Annotated in this window: 19 protein-coding genes and 1 pseudogene; 7 read left to right on the top strand and 13 right to left on the bottom strand. The window is 64.1% G+C overall.

Features of this window, described 5'->3' with window-relative positions; all coding sequences use genetic code 11:
• The 5 genes from EKM57_RS18070 to EKM57_RS22305 all read left to right on the top strand — a co-directional run bounded on the left by EKM57_RS18070 (nt 1) and on the right by EKM57_RS22305 (nt 6,329).
• Nucleotides 1–3,471, top strand: coding sequence for an indolepyruvate ferredoxin oxidoreductase family protein (locus EKM57_RS18070; RefSeq protein ID WP_129793933.1), 3,471 nt, complete (start codon nt 1–3; stop codon nt 3,469–3,471).
• A gap of 9 nt (nt 3,472–3,480) precedes the next feature.
• Nucleotides 3,481–4,620, top strand: a complete 1,140-nt coding sequence (locus EKM57_RS18065; protein ID WP_129793932.1) for an acyl-CoA dehydrogenase family protein — start codon at nt 3,481–3,483, stop codon at nt 4,618–4,620.
• On the top strand, nt 4,620–5,723 hold the full coding sequence (locus tag EKM57_RS18060) for a CaiB/BaiF CoA-transferase family protein (protein ID WP_129793931.1): 1,104 nt from the start codon (nt 4,620–4,622) through the stop codon (nt 5,721–5,723). Before EKM57_RS18065 ends, EKM57_RS18060 begins: the two co-directional genes overlap by 1 nt.
• A gap of 76 nt (nt 5,724–5,799) precedes the next feature.
• Entirely contained in the window at nt 5,800–6,042 is a 243-nt protein-coding gene (locus EKM57_RS18055) for a hypothetical protein (protein ID WP_129793930.1), read from the top strand.
• Nucleotides 6,043–6,113: 71 nt separating this feature from the next.
• Nucleotides 6,114–6,329, top strand: a complete 216-nt coding sequence (locus tag EKM57_RS22305; protein WP_129793929.1) for a hypothetical protein — start codon at nt 6,114–6,116, stop codon at nt 6,327–6,329.
• A gap of 102 nt (nt 6,330–6,431) precedes the next feature.
• Here EKM57_RS22305 and EKM57_RS18045 read toward each other — a convergent pair whose 3' ends face one another.
• On the bottom strand, nt 6,432–6,896 hold the full coding sequence (locus EKM57_RS18045) for an SRPBCC family protein (RefSeq protein ID WP_129793928.1): 465 nt from the start codon (nt 6,894–6,896) through the stop codon (nt 6,432–6,434).
• A gap of 410 nt (nt 6,897–7,306) precedes the next feature.
• Between EKM57_RS18045 and EKM57_RS18040 the strand changes: the two genes are divergently transcribed.
• Nucleotides 7,307–8,398 (top strand): AraC family transcriptional regulator, encoded by a 1,092-nt coding sequence (locus EKM57_RS18040; RefSeq protein ID WP_129793927.1) that lies wholly within the window; start codon nt 7,307–7,309, stop codon nt 8,396–8,398.
• 73 nt (nt 8,399–8,471) lie between these two features.
• On the opposite strand, the pseudogene EKM57_RS18035 reads toward EKM57_RS18040, so the two are convergent.
• The 7 genes and pseudogenes from EKM57_RS18035 to EKM57_RS18005 form a co-directional block, all read right to left on the bottom strand.
• A pseudogene (locus tag EKM57_RS18035) lies at nt 8,472–9,297 on the bottom strand (IS5 family transposase).
• 54 nt (nt 9,298–9,351) lie between these two features.
• Nucleotides 9,352–10,185 carry a M55 family metallopeptidase gene (locus EKM57_RS18030; RefSeq protein ID WP_129793926.1) on the bottom strand — a complete coding sequence of 278 codons (834 nt, stop codon included), beginning with the start codon at nt 10,183–10,185 and terminating at the stop codon, nt 9,352–9,354.
• Between the two features lie 106 nt (nt 10,186–10,291).
• Entirely contained in the window at nt 10,292–11,995 is a 1,704-nt protein-coding gene (locus EKM57_RS18025) for a gamma-glutamyltransferase (protein ID WP_165357536.1), read from the bottom strand.
• 395 nt (nt 11,996–12,390) lie between these two features.
• The gene (locus tag EKM57_RS18020) at nt 12,391–13,809 is read right to left on the bottom strand and encodes an FAD-binding oxidoreductase (RefSeq protein ID WP_129793924.1); all 1,419 of its coding nucleotides are present in this window, start codon (nt 13,807–13,809) and stop codon (nt 12,391–12,393) included.
• A complete protein-coding gene (locus EKM57_RS18015; protein ID WP_371414157.1) occupies nt 13,806–14,849 on the bottom strand; it encodes a 2-oxoadipate dioxygenase/decarboxylase family protein in 1,044 nt (347 codons plus the stop codon). Before EKM57_RS18015 ends, EKM57_RS18020 begins: the two co-directional genes overlap by 4 nt.
• Nucleotides 14,842–16,359 (bottom strand): aldehyde dehydrogenase family protein, encoded by a 1,518-nt coding sequence (locus EKM57_RS18010; protein ID WP_129793923.1) that lies wholly within the window; start codon nt 16,357–16,359, stop codon nt 14,842–14,844. The genes EKM57_RS18015 and EKM57_RS18010 overlap by 8 nt, the downstream gene beginning before the upstream one ends.
• A gap of 40 nt (nt 16,360–16,399) precedes the next feature.
• On the bottom strand, nt 16,400–17,683 hold the full coding sequence (locus EKM57_RS18005) for an FAD-binding oxidoreductase (RefSeq protein ID WP_129793922.1): 1,284 nt from the start codon (nt 17,681–17,683) through the stop codon (nt 16,400–16,402).
• Here EKM57_RS18005 and EKM57_RS18000 point away from each other — a divergent pair.
• Nucleotides 17,660–18,715 (top strand): LysR substrate-binding domain-containing protein, encoded by a 1,056-nt coding sequence (locus tag EKM57_RS18000; RefSeq protein ID WP_243451128.1) that lies wholly within the window; start codon nt 17,660–17,662, stop codon nt 18,713–18,715. The genes EKM57_RS18005 and EKM57_RS18000 overlap by 24 nt on opposite strands.
• A gap of 117 nt (nt 18,716–18,832) precedes the next feature.
• Here EKM57_RS18000 and EKM57_RS17995 read toward each other — a convergent pair whose 3' ends face one another.
• The 5 genes from EKM57_RS17995 to EKM57_RS17975 form a co-directional block, all read right to left on the bottom strand.
• Nucleotides 18,833–19,762: a carbon-nitrogen hydrolase family protein gene (locus EKM57_RS17995; RefSeq protein WP_129793921.1), complete on the bottom strand. Its 930-nt coding sequence runs from the start codon at nt 19,760–19,762 to the stop codon at nt 18,833–18,835.
• 369 nt (nt 19,763–20,131) lie between these two features.
• On the bottom strand, nt 20,132–20,359 hold the full coding sequence (locus EKM57_RS17990; RefSeq protein ID WP_129793920.1) for a single-stranded DNA-binding protein: 228 nt from the start codon (nt 20,357–20,359) through the stop codon (nt 20,132–20,134).
• A gap of 283 nt (nt 20,360–20,642) precedes the next feature.
• Nucleotides 20,643–21,065: a thermonuclease family protein gene (locus EKM57_RS17985; protein ID WP_129793919.1), complete on the bottom strand. Its 423-nt coding sequence runs from the start codon at nt 21,063–21,065 to the stop codon at nt 20,643–20,645.
• Between the two features lie 4 nt (nt 21,066–21,069).
• Nucleotides 21,070–21,450, bottom strand: coding sequence for a hypothetical protein (locus tag EKM57_RS17980; protein WP_129793918.1), 381 nt, complete (start codon nt 21,448–21,450; stop codon nt 21,070–21,072).
• Between the two features lie 476 nt (nt 21,451–21,926).
• The gene (locus EKM57_RS17975; protein WP_129793917.1) at nt 21,927–22,805 is read right to left on the bottom strand and encodes a hypothetical protein; all 879 of its coding nucleotides are present in this window, start codon (nt 22,803–22,805) and stop codon (nt 21,927–21,929) included.
• Between the last annotated feature and the right edge of the window lie 292 nt (nt 22,806–23,097).

Here is a 23,097-nt window from a genome sequence, read left to right as displayed (position 1 = left end):
GTGACACACATCGCTCCCTTCGATCTGGCCAGCCTCTATGAAGCCCAGCACGGTCCCGTGTTCATGACGGGCATCCAGGCCCTCGTGAAGCTGCCGCTTCTGCAGCGGGCGGCCGATCGTCGGCGCGGCCTGAACACGGCCGGCCTGGTCTCCGGCTATCGCGGGTCGCCGCTCGGAGCCTACGACCAGCAACTCTGGAAAGCGGAGAAGCAGCTCAAGGCCAACGACATCCTGTTCCAGCCCGGGCTGAACGAGGACCTGGCGGCGACGGCGCTCTGGGGCGCGCAGATGCATCGCGCCTACGGACCTGCGCGGGTCGATGGCGTGTTCGGCATCTGGTACGGCAAGGGGCCTGGCGTCGACCGGACGGGGGACGTGTTCCGCAATGCCAACATGGTGGGAACATCGCCGCTGGGCGGCGTGCTGGCGGTGGCCGGCGACGACCATTCGGCGCAATCCTCGATGTTCCCGCACCAGACGGACGGCATCTTCCAGTCGGTGATGATGCCGATCCTGCAGCCGGCGAGCGTGAGCGAAATCCTCTTGCTCGGTCTGGCCGGCCTCGCGCTGTCGCGCTTCTCGGGCCTGTGGGTGACGCTGAAGACCATTGCGGAAGTTGTCGAGGGCGCCGCCGCTTTCGACCTCCCCGATGCCAATTGGATCTACGAGACGCCGTCCCACCTCGTGCCCTCGCACGGCCTCAACTGGGATCCCCGCATCATATGGCCGGCGGACCGGATCGAGCTCGAGCGCCGCATGATCGAGGAGCGGCAGCCCGCCGCGGTGGGCTGGGCGATTGCGAACGGTATCGACCGGCCGATCATGTCGGCCCCGCATACCCGGCTGTGTATCGTCACCGTTGGCAAGGCGCACCAGGACGTGATGCAGGCGCTCGACAGGCTGGGCATCGATAAGCACCAGGCCGACGCGCTGGGTCTTTCAGTTTACAAGGTAGCGATGAGCTGGCCCCTGGCCAGCGCCCCACTGATCGCCTTCGCCGGCGAGGCGGAAGAGATCCTCGTCGTCGAGGAGAAGGCGCCGATCGTCGAGAACCAGCTCAAGGCGGCGCTTTTCAACCGTCCCGGTCGCAAGCCGCGCGTGATCGGCAAGACCGGCCCGGGCGACGAACCGCTCCTTCCGGTCACCATGGAATTCTCGCCGTTGATGGTGGGGCGGGTCATCGCCGCGCGCCTGGGCAACATCGGCACGATCGATATGGAATCGCGCCTCAGCGCCTGGGAGCGGCGGGCGGCGGGACCGCCGGTCATGCCGTTCCCGGTGCGCAAGCCTTTCTTCTGTTCCGGCTGCCCGCACAACAGCTCTACCGTCACGCCCGAAGGATCGGTCTCCGGGGGCGGGATCGGTTGCCACGCAATGGCGATCGCCATGCCGGACCGCCGCACCCCCACCTTCAGCCAGATGGGCGGCGAAGGGATGCAGTGGGCCGGCGCCGCACCCTTCTCCAACACGCGGCATATCTTCCAGAATCTGGGTGACGGCACCTACCAGCATTCCGGGTTGCTGGCGATCCGTGCCGCGGTGGTGGCCGGCACCAGCATCACCTTCAAGATCCTCTACAACGATGCGGTCGCAATGACGGGCGGGCAGCCGGCCGAGGGCAACATCGATCCGGCGCTCATCACGCGCCAGCTTGCCGCCGAGGCAGTGGAGGAGATCCACCTCGTCAGCGACGATCCGGAGAAGTGGCGCAAGGCCGGCGGATTGGCCGAAGGCGTCCGCATCGCGCATCGCGACGAGCTGGACGCGGTGCAGCGGCGGCTGCGCGAGGTGCCCGGCGTCACGGTGATCATCTACGAGCAGACGTGCGCCGCCGAAAAGCGCCGCCGACGCAAACGCCGGGACTTCCCCGATCCCGACCGCCGCCTGTTCATCAACGCCGCCGTTTGCGAAGGCTGCGGCGACTGCTCGGTACAGTCGAGCTGCATCGCGGTCGAGCCGCTGGAGACGGCGTTCGGCCGCAAGCGGCGCATCAATCAGTCGAGCTGCAACAAAGACTTCTCCTGCGTCAAAGGATTCTGCCCCAGCTTCGTCGACGTGGAAGGACCTGTCCTCCGCAAGCCCGACAGCCGGCGCCTGAAAGCGATCGAGGAGGCGCAATTCGCGGCGCTGCCCATGCCGACGGTCGCGACGCCGGAGGAAGCCTGGAACATCTATGTCGCGGGAATTGGGGGCCTGGGCGTGCTGACGATCGGCGCGATGCTCGGCGTCGCTGCCCACCTCGACGGGCTGGAGGCGACCGTGCTCGACTTCACTGGCCTCGCGCAGAAGAATGGCGGCGTCGTCAGCCAGGTGCGGATCGGATCGAAGGGCAAGCCGCTCCATGCGGTGCGGATCGGTGCCGGCGAGGTCGATGCCCTGCTCGCCACCGACTTGGTCGTTTCGGCCGGGCGCGAGACGCTGTCGAAGTTGAATCCGGAACGGAGTCGCGCGGTGGTCAACCGCGATCTCGCGCCCACCGCCGACGCGGTCACCGACCGGGACGCCACGCTGCCGGGAGAAGAGATGCTGGATGCGTTGGATCGCGCGACCGGCGGGCGGTCGTTCAGCCTGGGCGCAACGCGGCTCGCGGAGGGCCTGTTCGGTGACGGCATTGCCGCCAACACGCTCATGCTGGGTTTTTCGTGGCAGCAGGGGCTGATCCCGCTTTCGCTCTCGGCAATTCGCGGCGCGATCGAGGCCAACGGCGCGGCTGTGTCGCTGAACCTGCGCGCCTTCGACTGGGGTCGACTTGCGGCCAGGGACATGGCGGCCGTGGAGGACGCGGCGGGCCTGCGTCAATCCGAGCGCCGGCCGGAGACGCTCACTGACATGATCGCGCGGCTCGGCGCCGAGCTCGAAGCCTATCAGGACGCGGATTACGCCGCCCGCTATGCCGGGCTCCTAAGCGATGCATTGCAGGCGGCGCGAGATTTCGGCGACGATGGCGAGCGCTACGTCCGGGCCGTCGCCGCGAACGCCTACAAGCTCATGGCGTACAAGGACGAATATGAGGTCGCACGCCTCTACGCGCTGCCCGCCTTCCGGCAGAGCCTCGGCGCACAATTCGCTTCGGTCAAGCGGCTTTCCATCTGGCTCGCGCCGCCCATTCTAGCGCGGATCGATCCGGCCACCGGGCGACCGAGGAAGCGCCGCTTCGGGCCATGGATCTTCCCCGTTTTCTCGGCTCTCGCCAGCCTGCGCAGCCTGCGCGGCACGGCCTTCGACCCGTTCGGCCACACCGAGGAGCGGAAGGCGGAACGTGCCCTTCGCGATGAATATCTAGCCACGATCGGCACGCTGACGGCGACGCTCGACCGCAATGGCCTGGAACGCGCGATCGCGCTCGCCAGCCTCCCCGACATGGTGCGGGGCTACGGACCGGTGAAGGAACGCGCGATCCACGCCTACCGAGAGCAGCGGGAGGCGCTTCTTGCCGCTCCGCCCGCATCGGCGCTCGAACAAGCAGCTTGAGAGGCTGCTATGATCCTCAATGATACTCAGGAGGCCGTCCGCGACGCGATCCGCGCTTTCGCCCAAGAGAAAGTTCGGCCAAACAGCGCGGCGTTCGAACACGCCAAGGCCTTTCCCGCCGACCTGTTCGAACAGCTGGCGGAGCTCGGGCTGATGGCGGTCACCGCGCCCGAAGCTGAAGGCGGCGCGGGCCTCGACTATGTTTCCTACGCCCTGGCGCTGATGGAGCTGGCTGCTGCCGACGGAGCGCTCTCCACTATCGTCAGCATCCAGAATAGTCTCATCGTCGGCGGGCTGCTCAAGTTCGGCACGCCCGATCAGCGCGCCCGCTTCCTGCCGGACCTGGTTGCGGGCCGGGCGATCGGCGCCTTTGCCCTGACCGAAGCGGACGCCGGTTCGGACGCATCGGCGCTCCGCACCCGTGCCGATCGCGTCGAAGGCGGCTGGCGACTCAACGGCGCCAAGCAATTCATCAGCAACGGACGGATCGGGCGCCTCGCCATCGTGTTCGCGGTCACCGATCGCGAAGCGCGCAAGAAAGGTATTACCGCTTTCCTCGTTCCGACCGGCCGGGAAGGCTACCGGGTCGAAAAGGTCGAGGACAAGCTCGGTCAATATGCGTCCGACACATGCGCGATCGGCTTCGACGATCTGTTCGTGGAGGACGGACTCGTCCTTGGCGAGGTAGGCGCGGGCTATCGCATCGCGCTGGCCAATCTCGAAACCGGACGGATCGGCATCGCCGCACAGAGCGTCGGCATGGGCCAGGCGGCGCTCGAAGCCGCAATCGCTTATGCGACGGAGCGGAAGAGCTTCGGCCTGCCCATCATCGAGCATCAGGCGGTCGGACATCGGCTCGCCGATTTGGCGACCCGGCTGGAGGCGGCGCGGCAGATGACGCTGCACGCCGCCGCCACCAAGGACGCCAGCCGTCCGTGCTTGACCGAAGCTTCGATGGCCAAGCTCTTTGCCTCCGAAGCGGCCGAGGCGATCGTCTCCGGTGCGCTGCAGACGCTTGGAGGTTACGGCTATCTTGAGGAGTTCGGCATCGCGAAGATCTATCGCGACGTGCGCGTGTGCCAGATCTATGAGGGCACATCCGACATCCAGCGCATGGTCATCGCGCGCGCGCTGTCGGCAAAACCGTGATGGCGGGCCCGCTGGAAGGTATTCGCATCGTGGAGATCGGCGGCATCGGGCCGGGGCCGTTCGCCGGCATGATGCTGGCCGACCACGGCGCCGAGGTGATCCGCGTCGAGCGGGACGATCCCATGCGCGACTTGATGGGGCCGCTGCTGCGCTCCCGCCGCTCCGTGACCCTCGACCTCAAGTCGGCGGAGGACGTCCAGACGCTGCGCGCACTGTGCAAGACCGCGGACGGCATCATCGAGGGCTTCCGGCCAGGCGTGATGGAGCGGCTCGGCATCGGTCCCGACGTGCTGCTCGGCGACAATCCGCGTCTCGTCTATGGAAGAATGACGGGATGGGGCCAGACCGGCCCCTGTGCTCAGACGGCGGGCCATGACATCAATTATATCGCGCGCTCGGGCGTGCTGGCTGCCTGCGCCCGGGTGGGGGAATCGCCAGTGCCGCCGATGAACCTGGTGGGGGATTTCGGCGGGGGCGGCCTGCTCCTCGCCTTCGGGATGGTAAGCGCGTTGCTGGCCGTCCGGTGCGGGGGACCGGGCCAGGTCATCGACTGTGCGATGACGGACGGCTCCGCCCTCCTGATGACTATGATCTGGGGCCTGAAGGAACGCGGCCTCTGGAGCGCCGACGCCGGCACCAACCTGCTCGACACCGGCGCGCCGTTCTACGACGTCTACAAAACTGCCGATGCCAAGTTCATGGCGGTCGGCTCGATCGAACCCCAGTTCTTCGCCGCCTTGTGCAAGACATTAGACTTTGCGGACGATGTCGACTTCCACGATCAGCATGATCGCGACTCTTGGCCAGCCCAGAGGAGAAAGCTCACGGCCCGGTTCCGATCGGAAAATCAGACTTACTGGGCACGTCTTTTCGATAATATCGACGCTTGTGTCGCACCTGTTCTCTCGATGGACGAGGCGGCTGATGATCCCCACAACGTCGCGCGCCGAACCTTCATCGAACTGGGCGGTATGAAGCAGCCAGCGCCTGCTCCTCGTTATTCGAGGACATCCTGCCCTGTCCCCCGACCTCCGCGCAATCTCGGCGAGGATCAAGAGCTGATCGAGCAGTTCGTACTTCGACGACCGCGGTCGCCGCGCTGATCACTAAATCCGCAGGAAGATTCACGCCTGAGAAGAGGTCGGTGTCGGCTGGGTTTGCCACCGGTTCCCCGAAACGGTGTCGGACACCGAACTGCTTGGGCCGCGGCATCACGCCGGTCCCGGCCGGGTTGGCGCAACGACGGTCAACATGCTGCTTGAAGATGCCGCTCAATCGATCGTCGAGCGCCCGACCATGCGGCGCAACGCCGGCGTGCTCGTCGCAACCGCCAGCGTCTTGATGACGCTTGGTGCTAGCGTCGACACGGCACCGCCGGGCGCTCGGCGCGGCGATCTCATCACGGATGGCGCGGCGGCGTGAATGGCAATCTACAAGACTCTCTCCACGCCGCTGCTCGTGCGCACCGGTGCCATTGCCTTACCGCCTTCGGCATGGGCGTCGGCGCCGGCAGTCTCTCTGTCCTGTCGCTCGCGACCGGCGGCGCAGCTGATCTCGCTGGCCTGTCGGAAGTTCATTGGTGGGCGCTGGCCTACCTCGCGGTCGTCGGCGGTGCCGGCATCTACGGCCTGATCAGAAAGAACTCGTCCTTCAGTCCGTTGATCCCTCGATCCTTATCGTCCCCTTCCGAGCGACCGAAAGAGGCGTAGAAATGCGGTCCGAGGAAGATCGCGGGACACGACCGATCACCATAGGTAGCGAACCATATTTGGGTTCCGTCAACCTCTTCATCACGGTCCCCATGGAAATGCTCAATCAGCGTCGGCTTCGATGCGCCTGCGATACACTTCCAATGCCTGCTCCAATCCCTGCCGGGACAGAGCGGCATATTCATCACGCGATGCCGGCCCGGCACCTTCCGGGAAGGTTGCGACTGCGATCACGCCGATTGTGAGCCGGCATCCGCCATTTTCCTCCTCGATCCGGTGGTCGAGCCACCCCGTCGACCCCCACTCCGGCGCCTCGATCTTCAGCAGCAACTGTGCTTTGGTTACGCAGCGTATGACGGTTTCGATGCGAACCATCTCGAACTCGCCCTTGTTCATCGCGACACGCGCTTGAGCGGTCTCGTCCGGCCACACTCCGGTGAGAAGCTTCCACGATGTCAGGTTGGGCCTGCGCGAGAGATCCGCGACTACCGCCCAGACGTCCGCTCGTCCCGCGGCAATGTGCCCGGCAGCTTCGGCGTGTATCTCAAGGGTGACTTGTGCGGTCATTACGTCGAACGATCCTTCTATTCGATACTAGAACGGGCGATCGCCGACGTTTCCAAGCTCCGCCCAAGCGACGCCAATCTAACGGGAACACGCCAAGGCGCTGCGCCGCTTCCTCATTCAGCCTCCCCGTTTCATTCGATCCAAGCGCTCAAACGGCTTGTCGCGATAGGCGTCGGATTTGCGTCTGAACTCTATACCACATGCCTTTCGAATGCCGCCAAAGTGCTTTCGAGCACTGCCAAAAAAAACTTATGCTAAGCTTTTGTAATGAGCGGACTTTTGCTTGAGCGATGTCCCGCTCAGCGATTTCGACGCTGGAGAAGTGCTAGCGCCGCAGTCATCGGCAACCTCTCCGCAAGCGGCATCGGGCCGACTTGACGGCGTATGATCGGCAAGTGCAACATCTTGCCATGTCGACGTCCAATCTTCGCCGAACGCCAGCCTTGCTGCGCTCCGGCCATGTCCGACGCTTCCCGGCCCCGCCTAGCGACGCCGCGACAGTGATTGCGCCTTATGCGCTACAGGACCATTCCATCGACAGGCTCGACGGGCGGCAAGAGTTGATCAAGGCGTTCCTGCCGCTCAGCGATCATCATTATCGCATGCAATCCATCGGTCGCTACGGTGACGGACACTATGAGTGCTGCGGCTTGTCGGACGGCTTTTTCATCTGGTTCGGCGACGTTAATTTCCACACCCCCCTGTCGCTGCACATGTCCTTTCCGGACTTGTTGCAGGTTCACGTCGCCAGCCACGGTGATAGTGAATATGTGTTTCCCCAGGGCGACGATTTCAGCCTCGAAGCAACGAATTCGTCGATCTTTATCCACCCCGCCCGGGAGCCGGCCACCGAAGCGACCTTCGCCGGCTGTCATCGCTTCGTCAGCATATCGATTCATCGGGAAGTGCTGAAGGCGCTCTATTCCGGCAGCGAACTCGAGCTGCCGGTCGTTCTGCGCCGGTTCCTGAACGGCGACCTTCAGCACACGCTTGCGCGGCCGCTTCCGTTGCGAGCCGCCTTGCTGCGCTGTCTGGACGATGTGCATGCCTGTTCGCTGGAGGGACATCACCGACGTCTTTTCCTGCAATCCAAGGCAGTCGAGATTTTGTGTCAGGCCATTGAGGCCCTTGAACATGCTGAAAGTGGGTCGATTGAAACGACGATGCTGACCGCGCGGGGCGTCATAAAGGCTCAGCGCTTCTTGGCGGAAAACTTCATCACACCGCCGTCGCTTGAAGACCTTGCGCACGAGGTCGGGCTCAGTCGCAGCGGACTGTGTGCAGGATTTCGTAAGATCGTCGGACGGTCAGTGTCCGACTACACCCAAGACCTGCGCATGCAGCAGGCGCTGGCGATGCTGAGCGAGCGGGATGTTTCGATTGCTCAGATTGCCTATGCCGTGGGGTATAACCGCCCCTCGAGCTTTTCGGTGGCGGTACAACGTCACTTCGGCGCGACGCCGACGGAACTTCGCCGGCGCGGCGCCCGTCGGGACAACTGATCACGATGCTCAGTCGCTCACTCATCGCCTATTCGAACGGGCACCCGAACCTTAGAGTCCGTTTTGAGAATGGTCATGGATGGACAATATTCCGGAGCATGAGGCTGCCGAGAGCGACATGGATCATGGCCTCCGAGACGTCGATCCGCTGCTCGTAGTCGCGAATGAGGCGTTTCCAACGCGTCGTCCAACCGAAGGTGCGTTCGACAACCCAGCGCTCCGGCAGCACCTTGAGGCCAAGTTCCTTGTCGGAGCGGCGGATGATCTCGAGGACGAAGTCTTGATAGGTCGCGGCGTCCATAAGGCGGGTGCGGTCGTAGGCGCCCTCGGCGAACGGGTGTTTGAGCCAGGGCCATCGCTTGCGAACGGCCGCGATGATCGCTTGAGCGCCGGCGCTGTCGGAGATGTCGGCGGCGGTCAGATTGACCATCAGCAATCGGCCATCGGTATCGACGGCAATGTGCATTTTACGACCGACAACCTTCTTGCCTGCATCAAAGCCCCGCTTTTCCGCCGCTGGCGCCTTGATGGACTGGTTCTCCATGACGGCCGCCGTCGGGCTCTGTTCACCCTCTGCGCGTTCACGATCGAGCATCAGGGTGATGTCGTGGATCGTACGGAACACTAGCCGGCGAACGAACCGCCTGAACCACCAATACACCGTCTGCCAGGGGCGGGAAGTCGCTCGGCAACATCCGCCATCCACCGCCTGTTCGTGCCAGATAGCCAAGCGCATCGAGCACATCGCGCAAGTCCGTCGCTGGCTTGCGACCGCGCTCAGCCGCCGGCGGCGGGAACGGCTGTATGAACAGCCACTCTTCGTCCGTCAGATCGGTCGGGTAGCGCTTCGATCGCTTTTCAAATCCAGCCACCCGGCTACGGCTCGCTCGGGTCCACATCCCAAGCTTGAATCACGACCAGACCACCCCATCAACCCATTCTCAAACGGTCTCTTAGAACGGGAGCTGCCCGTTCGGCGCGTAGATAATCGCGAAGCCGATGAAACCCGTCACCTCTTCCATCGACGTGAATTCGGCGCTGATCGTGTAAGCGTCCGTCCTCTTCAGCCAAGGAAGAAAGTTAAGCACCTCTGCCGCAACCTGGGTCGTCATTTCCAGCTCCACCTTGAACGGCGGCTGAAGAGTGAAGGGCTGGCCGGGCGGCCGCCGAAATGCTTGAGAGGCGGCTTCTTTCAGCGCCTGACAGACCTGCTTTGGCGGAAGCGACACGGCTGACCGAAAGCCAAACGATTGCTTGGTTGCATGGAGAACGGCGTCGGGGGCGTAGCGCCGCGCGTCCTCTAGCGTCTGACTGTCGCCCGAGACGAAGACTACAGGCTTTCCGATGGCGCCAGCGAGCGCGGCATTGACATAGCCTTCAGAAGCGATCTCCCCGTTGAGACGGACCGATCGAATGGATGCGCCCGAAAAGCTGTGTGCCAGGATACTGTCGGTCGTGCCCGCCGGGGCGTGATAACCGACAAAGGCGCAGGCATCGACGCTGGGATCGTCGACCATCTGCATCTGCATCAGCGGCCGCGGCCATGAGCGGACTGTCTGCACATTGTCGATGAGCATATCGGGATCGATGTTGTTGCCGTTGCCGTGACCATCCGCGGCAATGATCTCGTCATATCCTGCCTCGAGCGCAGCCTCGGCCACGGCATTGAGTTCAGCAGTCATCCACCGGCGATAGGCGGCGTACTCCCAGCCGGTCGGCATAAGCGAAACGGCCGACGCGACGCCTGCGACACCCTCCATATCCACCGAAATGAAAAGTCTACGCATGTAACCCTCCTGACAATATTCGATCGTCGTACCGACGGATTGACACTTCCAGTCGATCCCCCGCTCGTCCGGACATTGGGGGAAATCCGGAGAGAAAATGAAAAATCTAGGTTCTGATACCGTCCGCAACGCCGCATCGACGGGGATCTGCTACTGCCGTCAACGTATCGTCGGCCTGGTCACGCGCAATCACCGCAAAGCTTCCCATATGCCAGTCAAACGCGTTGAGAACCCCGACGCGCAAGCCCAGCTTGTGCAGCTCCGCCACGACACCGTCACGCAGCCGATCCTCGATGATCACGGTCCGAGTTTCGGACATTGGAAGCATGCGCGGAGCCGCCACCGCGCTATAAGGATCGAGCTTGAAGTCGAGCAAGTAAGCCAGGACCTGCGGCAGTGTGCAGTGAATGTTCCCCGGCGAACCAGCCGAGAAGACCGGTCGACCGTCCTTCAAAACCAGCGTATTGCCGATCACCGAACGCTGTTTGGCGCCCTTGACCAACACGGCATCCATCGAACTGTGCAAATGGCCGAACGTCGTATGACTGCCGACCATTGGAATGCCGCCCACGACCTGGCCTGGAATTCCCGAGGCCTGGAGCGTGTCCATGAACTGACACCAATTGCCTTCTGCATCGACAACCGCAATTTCGCAGCTGCCAGTAGGTTGCTTGCGGTCCTGCGTGGCCAATCGCGGCTTGCCGCCGGATCCCCCGAACTTCGATAGATAGTCATCGCCACTCGATGCACTGTCGCCCGACAAGCGAATATGGTCGCTTAGATCAACCTTTGGTCGAGATCCGCGGACAAGCTTGGCCAGGTGGGCGTGATAGGCGTCGTCGAGGACTGCTTCGCGGGGGACATCGAAGAACTGGTCATCATGCGCATATTCCCAATGCCGCTCGCCCTGCCGCAGAGCATGCCCCATAGCCCAAAGATGCTCAGACGACCCAGGCTCCATATCACGAATGCCGAGATGCTTCAGAACACCCAGCGCGACGGCGGTATAAAAGCCCTGCGCTTGTGGCGGACCGAGGAAGACCAATTCATATTCATGATATGGAAAGCGCAGCGGCTCGACCCAGCGAGGCGGCGTTTCGGTCATATGGTCCATTCGGACGTTCCAACCGACCTCATTGCCCTTTGCCACGAATGCTTCCGCCCAAGGTCCCGTGATCATGTAATCCGGGCCGTCGTCCCTCACGCCACGCAGCGTCTCGGCCATGCCGGGCGGGGTGAAGATATCGCCGACATTGGGGAAAAACCCGCCAGGTTGATAGAAGTCGCGCCCCTCGGGAAAATAGGTGATGAACTTTTCAGCGAAAACGTTCATTCCATATTCAAAGGTGGATACGGGATGACCACGCTCGGCCCAGCGTACCGCGTCCTCGCAAAGTTCTGGCCAGCGCTTCGTGCCGAACTTGGCATGGATGGCCTTAAGCCCGGGCATGAACCCTGGAATGATCGCTGAAGGAGCCAGGGCGGCATATGGGCCCATGCCGCTGGGAACCGGCTTGAACGGCGGTAAGCCCGATGGATGACAGCCGATGCTGTCAAGTTGGTGAACAATCCCCGTTTTCGCTTCATAATATAGCATGGTGACCAAACCAGCATGGTTGGTCATGAACGGCTCGACGGCTGCTTGCACCATCGCGCCCGCGATGACGGCGTCCGCGGCGTTGCCGCCTCCGTTAAGTACCTTCATCATGGTTTCGGTGACGATCGCACTGTCGGTGGTCACCGCTGCCTTCAACCCCGCGACCGGCACTTTGGGTCCGGAATTGACGATGTAACGGGCCTTATCGGTCATCCTCATACCCTCGAATATCCGGGACGCGCGACGGCGTGGACGCTTGAAAACGCCCCCGCCGGCGAGGCGATCGATCAAGCGGGACAATGGGTTTGGCTTCGTCGTGAAATTGAGGCGGTCTCGTCGTGCCGGTCAATGGGCGAGCCGAGCTTTTCCGACATGATCGAAAGCAAATTGGCGATGCGCGAAAGTGGGCCGCGCAAATCGGCTTTTGCCGCTTGCCAAGCGTCCCGGCGGGCGTGGAGGCAGACTGAGTCCCGGCCGGCACGCTGCTTGCGTGATCCAGTTCATGCGATGCGCAGACTGCGCGAGATTTCGAAGCTGGGACCGCTACTATTCGGCTGCGCGCGAGCGCTTCGATCACACCAGTCGCATGGGCGCGGTCGTTACCGCCGTCATCTTGCCATCGCTCCATAATCCACGCGGCCGATCGGCACAGGAGAGAATAGCGACTGCACGCAGCCCGCGAGGCGCCGCACCGGCAGCGCAGTCAGCGTGCGATAGGCGATGATATTTCGAGGACCAACGCCGTGTTCGGCACTGAAGCTGCCGCCAAAGCATTCCACGACCTTAGTGGAAACGCGAAGCCGCAGCGCGTCCGCCAGCCCGTCGGGAACCGCGCCGGCCGCGTGCGGCCAAACGAGATTGAAGTGCAATCCGCCGTCGCCGATGTGCCCGAAGTCGCAGACCAAAATCTGTGGGTGATCTCGCGCGAGTTCGGCGATCATTTCGGCACGAAAGGTTGCGACATCGCCGCGGCGCAACGAAATGTCGCAGCCGATGACGGTTCCCGATGCACGCAGTCCTTCGGTGAGCGCATGTCGTAGCGCCCACAGTCCGCCGCCGTGGTCGAGCGCGACGTCTGCCACTTGCGGCTCCACACCCTCCAAGAACGGAGCGACCGCCGTTACGAGCATCTCTTCGAGCTGATCGCTTTGAAGCAAGGCACCGCCTGAAAGCTCAATCAGCACGAAATACGGATAGTTCGCGGTGAATGGCCTGCGGAGGCGCGGCACATGCGCAAGGGCTGCCGCATATGCGGCGGCCGAGATCCCTTCGAATGCGGTGAGCAACATGCCCCATTTCTGCTCAAACGCGACCAGCAGCGCACCAATTGCGCTAGCGTCGCTCAGTGCAATTAAGGCGCTCACCGAATGAACCGGGCGAGGCTGCAGCGCGAGTGTAGCGGCGGTGACCACCCCTAACCCGCCCCCGGCGCCGATCACCATTTGCTTGAGGTCTATTCCATCGTTTTGCTTCCAGCAGTCACGGCCGAGTTCCAGTACATGAGCTTCAGGGGAGCTCGCCACCAGCTCGACGGCCAGCGTGTTGCGACGAACGTCGCCGTAGCGAAAGAAGCGAGCACCGCCTGTGTTCGCCGAAACCATGCCGCCAACGGTGGGGTCAGCCCCTAAATCGATCGGAAAGAACAGGCCATGTTCGGCTGCCGCGGCATTGAGGCGCGAAAGGGATACGCCTGCGCCGACACGCGCGGTGCGGTTGATCGGGTCGATCTCGAGCGGTTCAACCAATCGCTCGAGCGACAGCAACAACATCGAGCCTGTGTCATCTGCCGCACCGCCCGCGACGAGCCCGGTTCGGCCGCCCTGTGGCACCACATGGACTTTCTCGCGCGCTGCGAGGGCGATCACCGCCGCGACCTCTTGGACAGATCGGGGACGAACTAGAGCCGCGGCTAGACCTACAGGCCCACGCCCATCGGCATCGTAGCCGGCCAAATCGGCGCGCCCTGTGACGACATGGCCAGTGCCGACGATCGCGCATAGCGCCTCAATCAGGGCGATATCGCTCATGCTGCCTTCGTCATTTGGAAGATCCCGGCGGCATTGCCGCTATCGAAGCTGAGGTCCAGCCGGCCGGTTGACGGATCGACATCGCGACTGATGATCTCGTAAAATGATCCCGGCACTTGCCGCTCAACGGCTCGATCGGCGTCTTTGAACATGCGAATCACGGGGTCAGCGCGAAAAGCGGTTTGGCGAACGCGGCCTGTCTTGGAAATTTCGACCTGGTCCTTCACGGGGAGACCGAGGCTGCGCTGCCGATCGGCTTCGGCGGCGACGTCATCGACACGACTAGTCGCATGGTTGAACACGTTCCCTTCGGTGGCGATCCACGCCGCTTCGGCTGAGTGGCCGAGCAGAAACGCATAGTCTGCCTCATCGGGTATCGGGTGCTGTCGGCCGAATGCGGCAACAATCGTCGGCAGCGCTGCGACGGCGTCGTCCAGCGACACGGTTTCTCCCCGCCTGTATCGGTCGAGCGTCAAACGTGCGGCTGAATCAAGCGGATCGGTGCTGGCGCCAAAAACCCGGTGCGCGACAGCCGCGAATGGAGCATCGAACTGTTCGACGTGAAGTTCACTCACGAAGAATTGTGGCAGCTGCTCGGGAAGCTCGTCGTGGACCCAGGCCCGTCCGGTCATCTTCAACAGCGGCAAGGGATAGACGCCCCCCAGCCTGTAACCGAGCGGCTCCAGGATGCGCGTCAGCGCTTCCTGGCCTGCGGGCAGCTCTCCGGTCGGTCCCGTTCCGAAGCGAATTGTGCGAAGCGCCCCATGGTCGAATGCGATACGATGACCACGGGCGCGCTGGTCGGCAACGAATGCCGCGCCGGTGGGGACGCGCTCGAGCAGTCGATCGAACAAGACGGCATTGAGCGCGGCTGCGAAACCGATACGCGAGACATTCAGTTCATCGGATCCCGCAGCGACAGCGCGATCCAGATCGAGCGTTTCCAGCAACGCGTCGGCTCGATCGCCAACGAAAGCAGCGATCAACGCTGTGGCGGCGGTGCGATTAGACATGATATCCGTTTGATGACCGTCAGACATCGAACTTCACACCTTGCGCCAGAGGTAGTGTGCGGCCGTAGTTGATCGCGTTGGTCTGGCGCCGCATGTACGCCTTCCAGCTGTCCGATCCGCTTTCGCGGCCGCCGCCGGTTTCCTTCTCGCCGCCGAATGCGCCACCGATCTCGGCGCCCGAGGTGCCCATGTTGACGTTGGCGATACCGCAGTCGGATCCGGTCGCGGACAGGAACTGCTCGACCTCGCGGATGTCGGTCGCGAAGATCGACGACGACAGGCCCTGCGGCACGTCGTTCTGCAGCGCGATCGCCTGCTCCAGTGTAGTGTAGCGGAGCACGTAGAGGATCGGCGCGAAGGTTTCCTCTCCCACGCAATCGGCCTGGTGAGTCATCTCAACGAGCGCCGGGCGGGCGTAGAAGGACGCATCGCCGTTCACATCGACGCGGCCGCCGCCGTGGACGCGGCCGCCGGCCGCCCGCGCCGCCTCCAGCGCGCGTTCCATACCGGCGAACGCCTCGCCGTCGATCAGCGGGCCGACCAGAGTGTTCTCCTCCCGCGGATCGCCGACTGCGATCTTCGCATAGACGGCGGCGAGCTTGGGCACGAGCGCATCATAAACGCTCTCGTGCACCAGCAGCCGGCGCAGCGTCGTGCAGCGCTGGCCCGCGGTGCCCATTGCGCCGAACGCGACCGCACGCAGCGTCAGGTCCAGGTCGGCCGACGGTGTCACGATCGAGGCATTGTTGCCGCCCAGCTCGAGAATCGCGCGGCCGAAGCGACGCGCGACACGCTCGCCGACGATCCGTCCCATCCGGGTCGATCCGGTCGCCGAGATCACCGGCACGCGCGGATCGTCGACCAGCGTCTCGCCGATGTAGCGGCCGCCGACGATCAGCGTCGCCAGCCCCTCCGGCGCCTCGTCGCCGAACGCCGCCGCGGCGCGCGCGGCCAGCGCACTGACAGCCAGCGCGGTGAGCGGCGCCTTCTCCGACGGCTTCCAAACCACGCTGTCGCCGCAGACGAAGGCCAGCGCCGCGTTCCAGCTCCACACCGCCACTGGGAAGTTGAACGCAGAGATCACCCCGACCGGGCCGGCCGGATGCCATTGCTCGGTGATCCGGTGGTCGCGGCGTTCCGACGGCAGGCACTGCCCCTGAAGCTGGCGCGACAGGCCGACCGCGAAGTCGCAGATGTCGATCATCTCCTGGACCTCGCCAAGCCCTTCCGACAGGACCTTGCCGACCTCGATCGACACCAGTCGGCCGAGATCGGCCTTGGCGCGGCGCAGCTCCTCGCCAAGCAGGCGGACGAACTCGCCACGACGCGGCGCCGGCACCTGCCGCCAGGTGCGGAACGCCTGTTCGGCACGGGCGATCTCTCGGCCCGCTTCGGCGATGGTGGTTTCGCGGACATGGGCGAGCGTCTCCCCCGTGATCGGCGAGCGGACCGTCAGCGACCCGCCATCCAGCCACGACGGATCGACACCGAGATTGGCGAGGAGAGCGCGAGTTTCAGTCGCGAGATCTTGGGTCATGGGCGTTCCTTTGCAATGTCGATCATTGGGTGTCCGAAGATTAGAAGCGTGTGGCGATCGCATGGGCAATCTGCGCCCCCGCCTCATAGAAGGCGCCCTTCAGGGCGCGGAACGGAGCTGCCCGTACCGCGGTTTGCGGCAATGCGAGCTCGTCCAGGCCCACTTCGCCCAGCGCGATCCTCGCGAGATCGCGTCCGAAGCTGGTGCCCGGCGCGATGCCGCGCCCGTTGTAGCCGCTGATCGACACGATGTTCCGGTGGAGTGCATGCAGGCGCGGCAAGGCGTCGTCGGTCATGCCGATCGTGCCGTACCAGGCGAAGTCGAATTCGATGCGGCCAAGCGCGGGAAACAAGCGTGCCAGCTCTCGCCGCGCCCACCGCGCGTGCACGCGCGTCCCGCCGGAGCGCAGCGCGCCGACGCTGCCGAACACTAGGCGGCCGGCGGCGTCCAGGCGGAACGACGAGAGGATAGACTTCGTGTCCCATGCCCCCTGACGCTCGGGCAGGATCACGGCGCGAAGATCCAGCGGCAGCGGCGCCGTCGCAAGGTTGAAATAGGGCAGCGGCACCTGCTCGCGGGCCAGTGTGCGCCAGGGCCCCGTGGAATAGGCATCGGTCGCGACGATCACCCGCGGCGCGGTGACGCTGCCGCCGGGCGTCGTGATCCGCCACCTGTCGTCGAGGTCTTCGAAGGCGAGCGCCGGCGATCGCGTATGAATTTCGGCGCCGTGGCGGATCGCCGCTGCCGCCAGTCCACGCGCATAGGCCAGTGGCTGGATCGTGCCGGCGCGGTGATCGAGGAGCACCGCCGGAAATGCGTCGCTGCCGGTCAACCGCGCGGCCTCGCGCCCTTTGAGCAACTCGACGGGGGCGCCGCGGCGACGCCACTGGCGCGCGCGTTCGGCCAGATCGGCGGCACCATGCCGGCCCGCGGCGCAGTGCAGCGTACCCGCGCGAACTGCCTCGCACGCGATGTCGTGGCGGGCGATCAGGTCGAATACCAGCCCGGGACCCTCGCCCAATTGCCGCACCAAACGCTCGCCGCGATCCTCGCCCATCGCCTCCAGCACGGTGTCGGGCATCACCCACAGGCCGGCGTTCACCAGGCCGACGTTGCGGCCGGCTCCGCCGAAGCCGATCTCCGCAGCATCCAGAATTACGGGCCTGGCGCCGGCAAGCGCCAGGTGCAGCGCCGCCGAACAGCCGGTATAGCCCGCACCGACGATAACGACGTCGGCGCGGATCGCGCCGGACAGGGGGGACGTCGCCGGCCCGGCGGGGGCCGAGGCCTCCCACAAGCCATGACTGCTCTGATCCCCGATCATTCCTGCCCCGCCTTTACCGCATGCATCATGCGGAATAGGAATATTGTCGATCCAGCCGTAGGTTGGCAAATGATGCTTTCGAGAGAGTTGGTTCCAATCTGGAATGACATGAGCACACCGCGCCGATTCTATCCGCCGACATCGCTGCTCCGCGCCTTCGAGGCCGCGGCGCGCAGCCAGAGCTTCACGCTCGCGGCACGCGAACTCAACCTGACGCAAAGCGCGGTCAGCCGCCAGATCGGGGCGCTGGAGGACATGCTCGGCGCCGCGCTGTTCCATCGTGAGAAGCAGAAGGTGCGACTAACCCTGGCGGGCGCAGCCTATGCGCGCGAGATCCGCGAAGCGCTGACCCGCATCTCCAGCGCGACGCTGGGCTTCCGCGCGAACCCGACCAGCGGATCGCTTCATCTTGCCGTGCTGCCGCTCTTCGCCGCGCGCTGGCTGGCGCCCCGGCTGCCGGCGTTCGCGGCCGCCCACCCCGACATCACCGTCAATCTGACGACACGCCTGACACCGTTCGACTTCCGCGCCGACACGGTCGACGCGGCGATCCACTTCGGCCAATCCGACTGGCCAGGCGCGGACGCCGCCCGGCTGATGACCGAAACAGTCCTGCCGGTCTGCACGCCTCTGCTCAAGGCTAGGCTCGGCCTCGCGACGCCGGCCGATCTCGCCGCCGCGCCGCTGTTGCACCTGACCTCGCGGCCGGACGCCTGGGAACGCTGGTTCGGCGCGATGGCGATCGATGCCGGCCAGGTGCGCGGCATGCTGCTGGATCAGTTCACCCTTGTCCTCGAAGTCGCGCGCGCCGGACTTGGCGTTGCTCTGCTGCCGGGCTTCCTGATCGCGCCGGAACTGGCATCGGGCGAACTGGTCGAGGTGGTGGATGCGCCGGCGACCGGCGCCGACGCCTACCATTTCGTATGGCCGCATACGCATCAGGCGCATCGTCCGCTCGAGTTTTTTCGCAGTTGGATTATCGCCGAGGCGCGACGTTCGACCGATCCGCGGCCGCCGTTAACCTCGAACTAGTGCACGCGAGCTTCCTGTGAGCAGCACATGTGCGATTGCCGGCAAAGCCCGTTCGCCGGGCGGTGAGGCCGCGCTATCGACCGCACGTAGCGAAAAAAGTGCCAATTTTCTGACTGGTCAGCCCCGTCTAAGGACCGGCGCCTTTGGAGCTTCATCCACCGTTAATTGGAAGATGTCCGGGCGTGCGTAGTGCCCGGCAACGTCGAAATCGTATTTGCCGCGCGCCACTTCACCAAGATCGATGTCGGCATAGAGAATGGTTTCGCCAGAAAAGTCTGGTCCTGCGATGATCAGTCCATGCGGATTCACGATCACGCTTCCGCCGCGCATGAGCACGATTGTAGGATCGTCACCCAATGCACATTCGTAGTCGTCTGGGAAGGCTCCGCGCGTGATATGCTGGCAAGCGCTCAATACATAGCAGCGCCCCTCCAGAGCGATGTGCTGCATGCTTGATGCCCAAGTATCGCGATCGTCGGCGGTCGGTGCGCAATAAATGCTGACTCCCTTGTCGTACATCGCCAAACGCATTGCCGGCATATAGTTTTCCCAGCAGATCACGGCGCCTATCCGCCCCAGCGAGCTTTCAAAAACCGGCATCGTTGAGCCGTCCCCGAAGCCCCATATCAGGCGCTCCGCAGCGGTGGGCATCAATTTGCGATGCTTGCCTATGCATCCCGTCGCTCCATCAAAGAACAATGCGGTGCAGTAGAGCGTGCCGCCAGCACGTTCGAGGCATCCAAGGACGATGAACATGCCCGTGTCGGATGCCGCCTCGGCGATCAAGGCAAGCTCGGGTCCGTCCAGATCAACCGCGCCTTGAAAATAATCTCGAAAAGCGTCCCGGCCCTCCGGGCGGCGCAGCCCTACCGGCGCACCAAAAGATGCACCTTTAGGATATCCGCCGATAAACACCTCCGGGAAGACGGCAAGCTGTGCGCCGGCCTCCGCGGCCTCGCGTATGAGTGCAGCCGCTTTCACGGCCGACGCCATAGCGTCGAACGGAACTGACGCCGCCTGAACAACGGCGGCTTTGTAACCAGTCATCGAATCTTCCTTTTGGGCCGCAGTGGACGGGCGGGCAATACGGTGGCTTCGAGCGTTGTCCTAAGCTTTCGAGCGAGAACGGGTGCGGTATGCTAAAGGCAGCCTTGCCGTTCAAATAAAAAGATCAAGTCCGAGCCGCGGTCCTGACCGTGATGGAGGGACTGGTCGTTTTTTGGGTGCGCAGCACTGCTGTGCACGTTCACCAAGCCGACCAGCCCTTCTCAAGCAGAAATGCCATCTTGGAGACTCGTCACGCTGGCGAAGACGATCAGGACGGCCATGATTGAATGCGAAAGCCTCCCAATCCGTCTCATACGACCCAGATATATTGATAGTCTGAAAGATTATTCAGAAGAATTATATATTATTTCAGATTGTGGCGTCGGTCGGCGCTGCGGGAAAATCAGAACACGTAACCCGGTGCCATTCGGTGTCCTTGGCCGTGAAGCCGCTCGCATCCTTGTAGGTCTTGCCTTCGGAATCGCGCTTCGGGCGGCTGGTGCCAAGGCTGAAGCTGGCGATGTCCGTTCCGCTTTCGGTCGAGCGGAGAACGGGGTCGGCGCCGAGATTGCCGACGAGAAGGACGATGTTGGTCATGGACTGTCTCCTGCATTTGCGCCGCCGGGACCATCCCGACGACAGCCCGCAGTCGGCGAGGCGGAAGCGGCGGGACGCACCGCAGGGGAACCCCGGCCCAGGCTGGCGCGGGCAGCCCGAAGGGCCACACGGGCCTTGCGGCCGCGGGTTGCGGGCCGCCGCGGCGGAGCCAGAAGGGGCCCACGCATGCCGGGCTGCAACACCAGCTGGGCCGAACGGACCGGTTCGGCTTTTTCTCTCTGCGCGTCGCCGCCGAGCGAGCAAGGCCGCGGCGCTCATGTCGTCAGCACCGGTGGCCCCGCCAGTAGCGATCCCACCGCGCCGCCATGCCGCTGTCGACCATGGCGCAAGACAGGTCGACACCTTCGGCGGTGGCGCACCAGGCCGCCGTCCGGCTTCCCCGCCCGTTGCCGTCCGAGCGGCATGTCAGTGGTGCGCCGCGGACGAGAACATGGCCCTCACGGCTCCTGCCGACCGGCTGTCCCAACAGGCTGGCGAGGTGATCGCGCGCCGCCTGAGCCGGGGCTCGAGGGCACGGATGGCCGTCTCTGCAACTTCCGTCCATTTCCCGCGCCGCAATGCCGGCGAGCCGTATCCTGGGGCCTTCTGCGCACCAGATCGGACCGTCGCCGTCCCACACGCGGACCGGCGTGCACGTGAAGGTCGATCCGGCGGCGACGATCTGGAGTGCAAGCAGCAGGGTCATCCGACTATGTTATCGGACACAGCCGGGTAGCCGAAATTGTCACGGCCTCCTGTCCCTGGAGGGTGTCGTAGACGCAGATCCGGTTCATGCCGTCGATATGGTCGCGCTGGAGGAATCGCGCCGCCGGTGGGTTTCCTATTCCAAGCATCGGCGCCGGCTCCCGCGGAGGCATCCTGGACTGGTTCTCTTCGACCGCGTCGGCCAGCCTGCGCTGGATCCGTGCCACATCCTGGGCCTGAAATTGCCTCTGCACGCATTCGGCGTGCTCCGTCGTCCCCTCGACGAAGCCGAACTGCGTGCACTCGTTCTTCGCAGTCTGGATCCAGTGTTTCGCGCATCCCGCGATCGGAATCGCCAGCGCGACAAGCAGAAGCTGTGCTTTCATATGCCTTCCCCTGCGGAGCAGGCTGACGCAATTCCCGCCCCGTGTCGAGACGCAGCGCCGGTTTGGCTCTCTCGGAGCCGGCTCGTCAGGGTGAAGGAAGCGCCTGCGCCCGTATGCCCCACCGCCTACGCGTCCGTAGCTTGTTGGCTTCCTGGATCCTGTACGCGCGGGCAGCCTCGTACCGGTCGAGCTCGGCCCATGTGACCGGCAGCGCCGGCGCATCCCGCTTCGGGCGAGGGCATGATGGTCGTGGAAGTGCGCTGATTGCCACAGATCGGCAAAGAAGACCGGATCCTCGCCGAGAAAAATCTAGCGTCCCGCGGTCTGGCTCTGCGTCGTCCTTAGGTCGCAGCCGTCCACGTTGATCGTTTTCCGTCGCGCGTCGTCTCACCTCTCCAAGTCCGATGATCTGCTCAGCCACGAATCGCGCGAGCTCCTGGCGGGCGCGCTTCCGCCGCCCTCACGGGCTTATCCGATCATGGAACTCTTGCGCCCAGCCAGCTGGCCAGGTTGAGCACATATTGCCGGGTGTGGATGATCGCGACCGGGTCCCTGACGAGCCCATCGCCTGGAGGCTCCGAGACAAAGCTCGGGCATCCCGCACGAACGTCCCAATTGTAGTCGGCGAAATGGTGGAACGTACTCTGGGCGATCGCACGGCCTCCGCCAGGCCCAGCCTCGAACGCGACCGCGATGTTGAAGGGATGGCCAGTCGCCTTGCTGCGTCCGGTTGCGATGACACGGGCATCCGAGCTCTCTGGCGCGCGCACGCCGCCCTCGTGCGGATGGGCCGGCAGGAAACGGATCATTCGATCGGGCGAGGCCGGGAAGAGCAGCACCGGGTGGACGGGGCTCACGGCTTCGATCTCCTGATAGTCGCCATTGGCGCCCGAATGGAAGTTCGGCCAGGAGATCTCGCGGGTATAGGGGTCATCGCGCATGCGTTGCGCCAGATCCGGCTCGTTGCGGGAATGGAAGAAATGCGCGGCGCCAACACCGCCAAGGGTACAGATGGACGATCCCAGATCCATGTGGTCGCGTGTCACCATGAGGCCACCGCCCGACTGCCGGAAGCGCGAGATCGCCTCACAATCCTGCGGCGTAAGCCCGTCGCCGGTGTCGACGGCAAACAACCAGAGCTGGTCGAAGTCGCTGTCGTCCAACGTGGACAGCACCGGGTCAGGCGCGTCAGGCGGGCTGCGGTCCCGTGCAGTCACATCGTACAGCTTGCAGCCATCCGCTCCGCGAACATCCGCGAGAAGTTCGGCAAGCCTGCCGAACCGTGCGACCGACCAGTCATCTTCCGTCGGAACGATCGTGGTCTGCAGCAGGATCCTGATCCGGGCACGGTGCATCTCTTCATCCTTGTGCGGCCTGGTGTTCGAGCAAGCCGGACAGGTTGGGTGCTCGCCTGCCACTTTGTTGGCCGTAAGGGGAAACCGGAAAAACCCTCACGTTCACCATCTCTGTCGCGTCCGATTAACACGGCTTGCGACCCGAATATGATCCCGCCTTCCTCCGCAATAAATCACACCTTGGGATGCCAGTTCTCGGCCAAGGGCAGACCCCACCTCTTCCTCAGCCCAGGGGCGCCCGTCGCGGGGCTCGCGCGCTCTACAATATCGCCACTATTATGATGGCCTGCTG

This window comes from Sphingosinicella sp. CPCC 101087, assembly GCF_004151485.1.
GTDB lineage: Bacteria > Pseudomonadota > Alphaproteobacteria > Sphingomonadales > Sphingomonadaceae > Allosphingosinicella.
Note: the sequence above shows the minus strand (reverse complement) of the source record. Positions and strands in the feature narration are given on the sequence as shown.

What these genes read in the sequence shown, in the direction of transcription:
- EKM57_RS18030 (WP_129793926.1), bottom strand. Translation starts at nt 10,185, where the DNA reads ATGCGTAGACTTTTCATTTCGGTGGATATGGAGGGTGTCGCAGGCGTC.
- EKM57_RS18065 (WP_129793932.1), top strand. Translation starts at nt 3,481, where the DNA reads ATGATCCTCAATGATACTCAGGAGGCCGTCCGCGACGCGATCCGCGCT.
- EKM57_RS17980 (WP_129793918.1), bottom strand. Translation starts at nt 21,450, where the DNA reads ATGAAAGCACAGCTTCTGCTTGTCGCGCTGGCGATTCCGATCGCGGGA.
- EKM57_RS18010 (WP_129793923.1), bottom strand. Translation starts at nt 16,359, where the DNA reads ATGACCCAAGATCTCGCGACTGAAACTCGCGCTCTCCTCGCCAATCTC.
- EKM57_RS17995 (WP_129793921.1), bottom strand. Translation starts at nt 19,762, where the DNA reads ATGACTGGTTACAAAGCCGCCGTTGTTCAGGCGGCGTCAGTTCCGTTC.
- EKM57_RS18015 (WP_371414157.1), bottom strand. Translation starts at nt 14,849, where the DNA reads ATGTCTGACGGTCATCAAACGGATATCATGTCTAATCGCACCGCCGCC.
- EKM57_RS18060 (WP_129793931.1), top strand. Translation starts at nt 4,620, where the DNA reads ATGGCGGGCCCGCTGGAAGGTATTCGCATCGTGGAGATCGGCGGCATC.
- EKM57_RS18040 (WP_129793927.1), top strand. Translation starts at nt 7,307, where the DNA reads ATGTCGACGTCCAATCTTCGCCGAACGCCAGCCTTGCTGCGCTCCGGC.
- EKM57_RS18000 (WP_243451128.1), top strand. Translation starts at nt 17,660, where the DNA reads ATGACTGCTCTGATCCCCGATCATTCCTGCCCCGCCTTTACCGCATGC.
- EKM57_RS18005 (WP_129793922.1), bottom strand. Translation starts at nt 17,683, where the DNA reads ATGATCGGGGATCAGAGCAGTCATGGCTTGTGGGAGGCCTCGGCCCCC.
- EKM57_RS18025 (WP_165357536.1), bottom strand. Translation starts at nt 11,995, where the DNA reads ATGACCGATAAGGCCCGTTACATCGTCAATTCCGGACCCAAAGTGCCG.
- EKM57_RS17975 (WP_129793917.1), bottom strand. Translation starts at nt 22,805, where the DNA reads ATGCACCGTGCCCGGATCAGGATCCTGCTGCAGACCACGATCGTTCCG.
- EKM57_RS17985 (WP_129793919.1), bottom strand. Translation starts at nt 21,065, where the DNA reads ATGACCCTGCTGCTTGCACTCCAGATCGTCGCCGCCGGATCGACCTTC.
- EKM57_RS18045 (WP_129793928.1), bottom strand. Translation starts at nt 6,896, where the DNA reads ATGACCGCACAAGTCACCCTTGAGATACACGCCGAAGCTGCCGGGCAC.
- EKM57_RS18020 (WP_129793924.1), bottom strand. Translation starts at nt 13,809, where the DNA reads ATGAGCGATATCGCCCTGATTGAGGCGCTATGCGCGATCGTCGGCACT.
- EKM57_RS17990 (WP_129793920.1), bottom strand. Translation starts at nt 20,359, where the DNA reads ATGACCAACATCGTCCTTCTCGTCGGCAATCTCGGCGCCGACCCCGTT.
- EKM57_RS22305 (WP_129793929.1), top strand. Translation starts at nt 6,114, where the DNA reads ATGGGCGTCGGCGCCGGCAGTCTCTCTGTCCTGTCGCTCGCGACCGGC.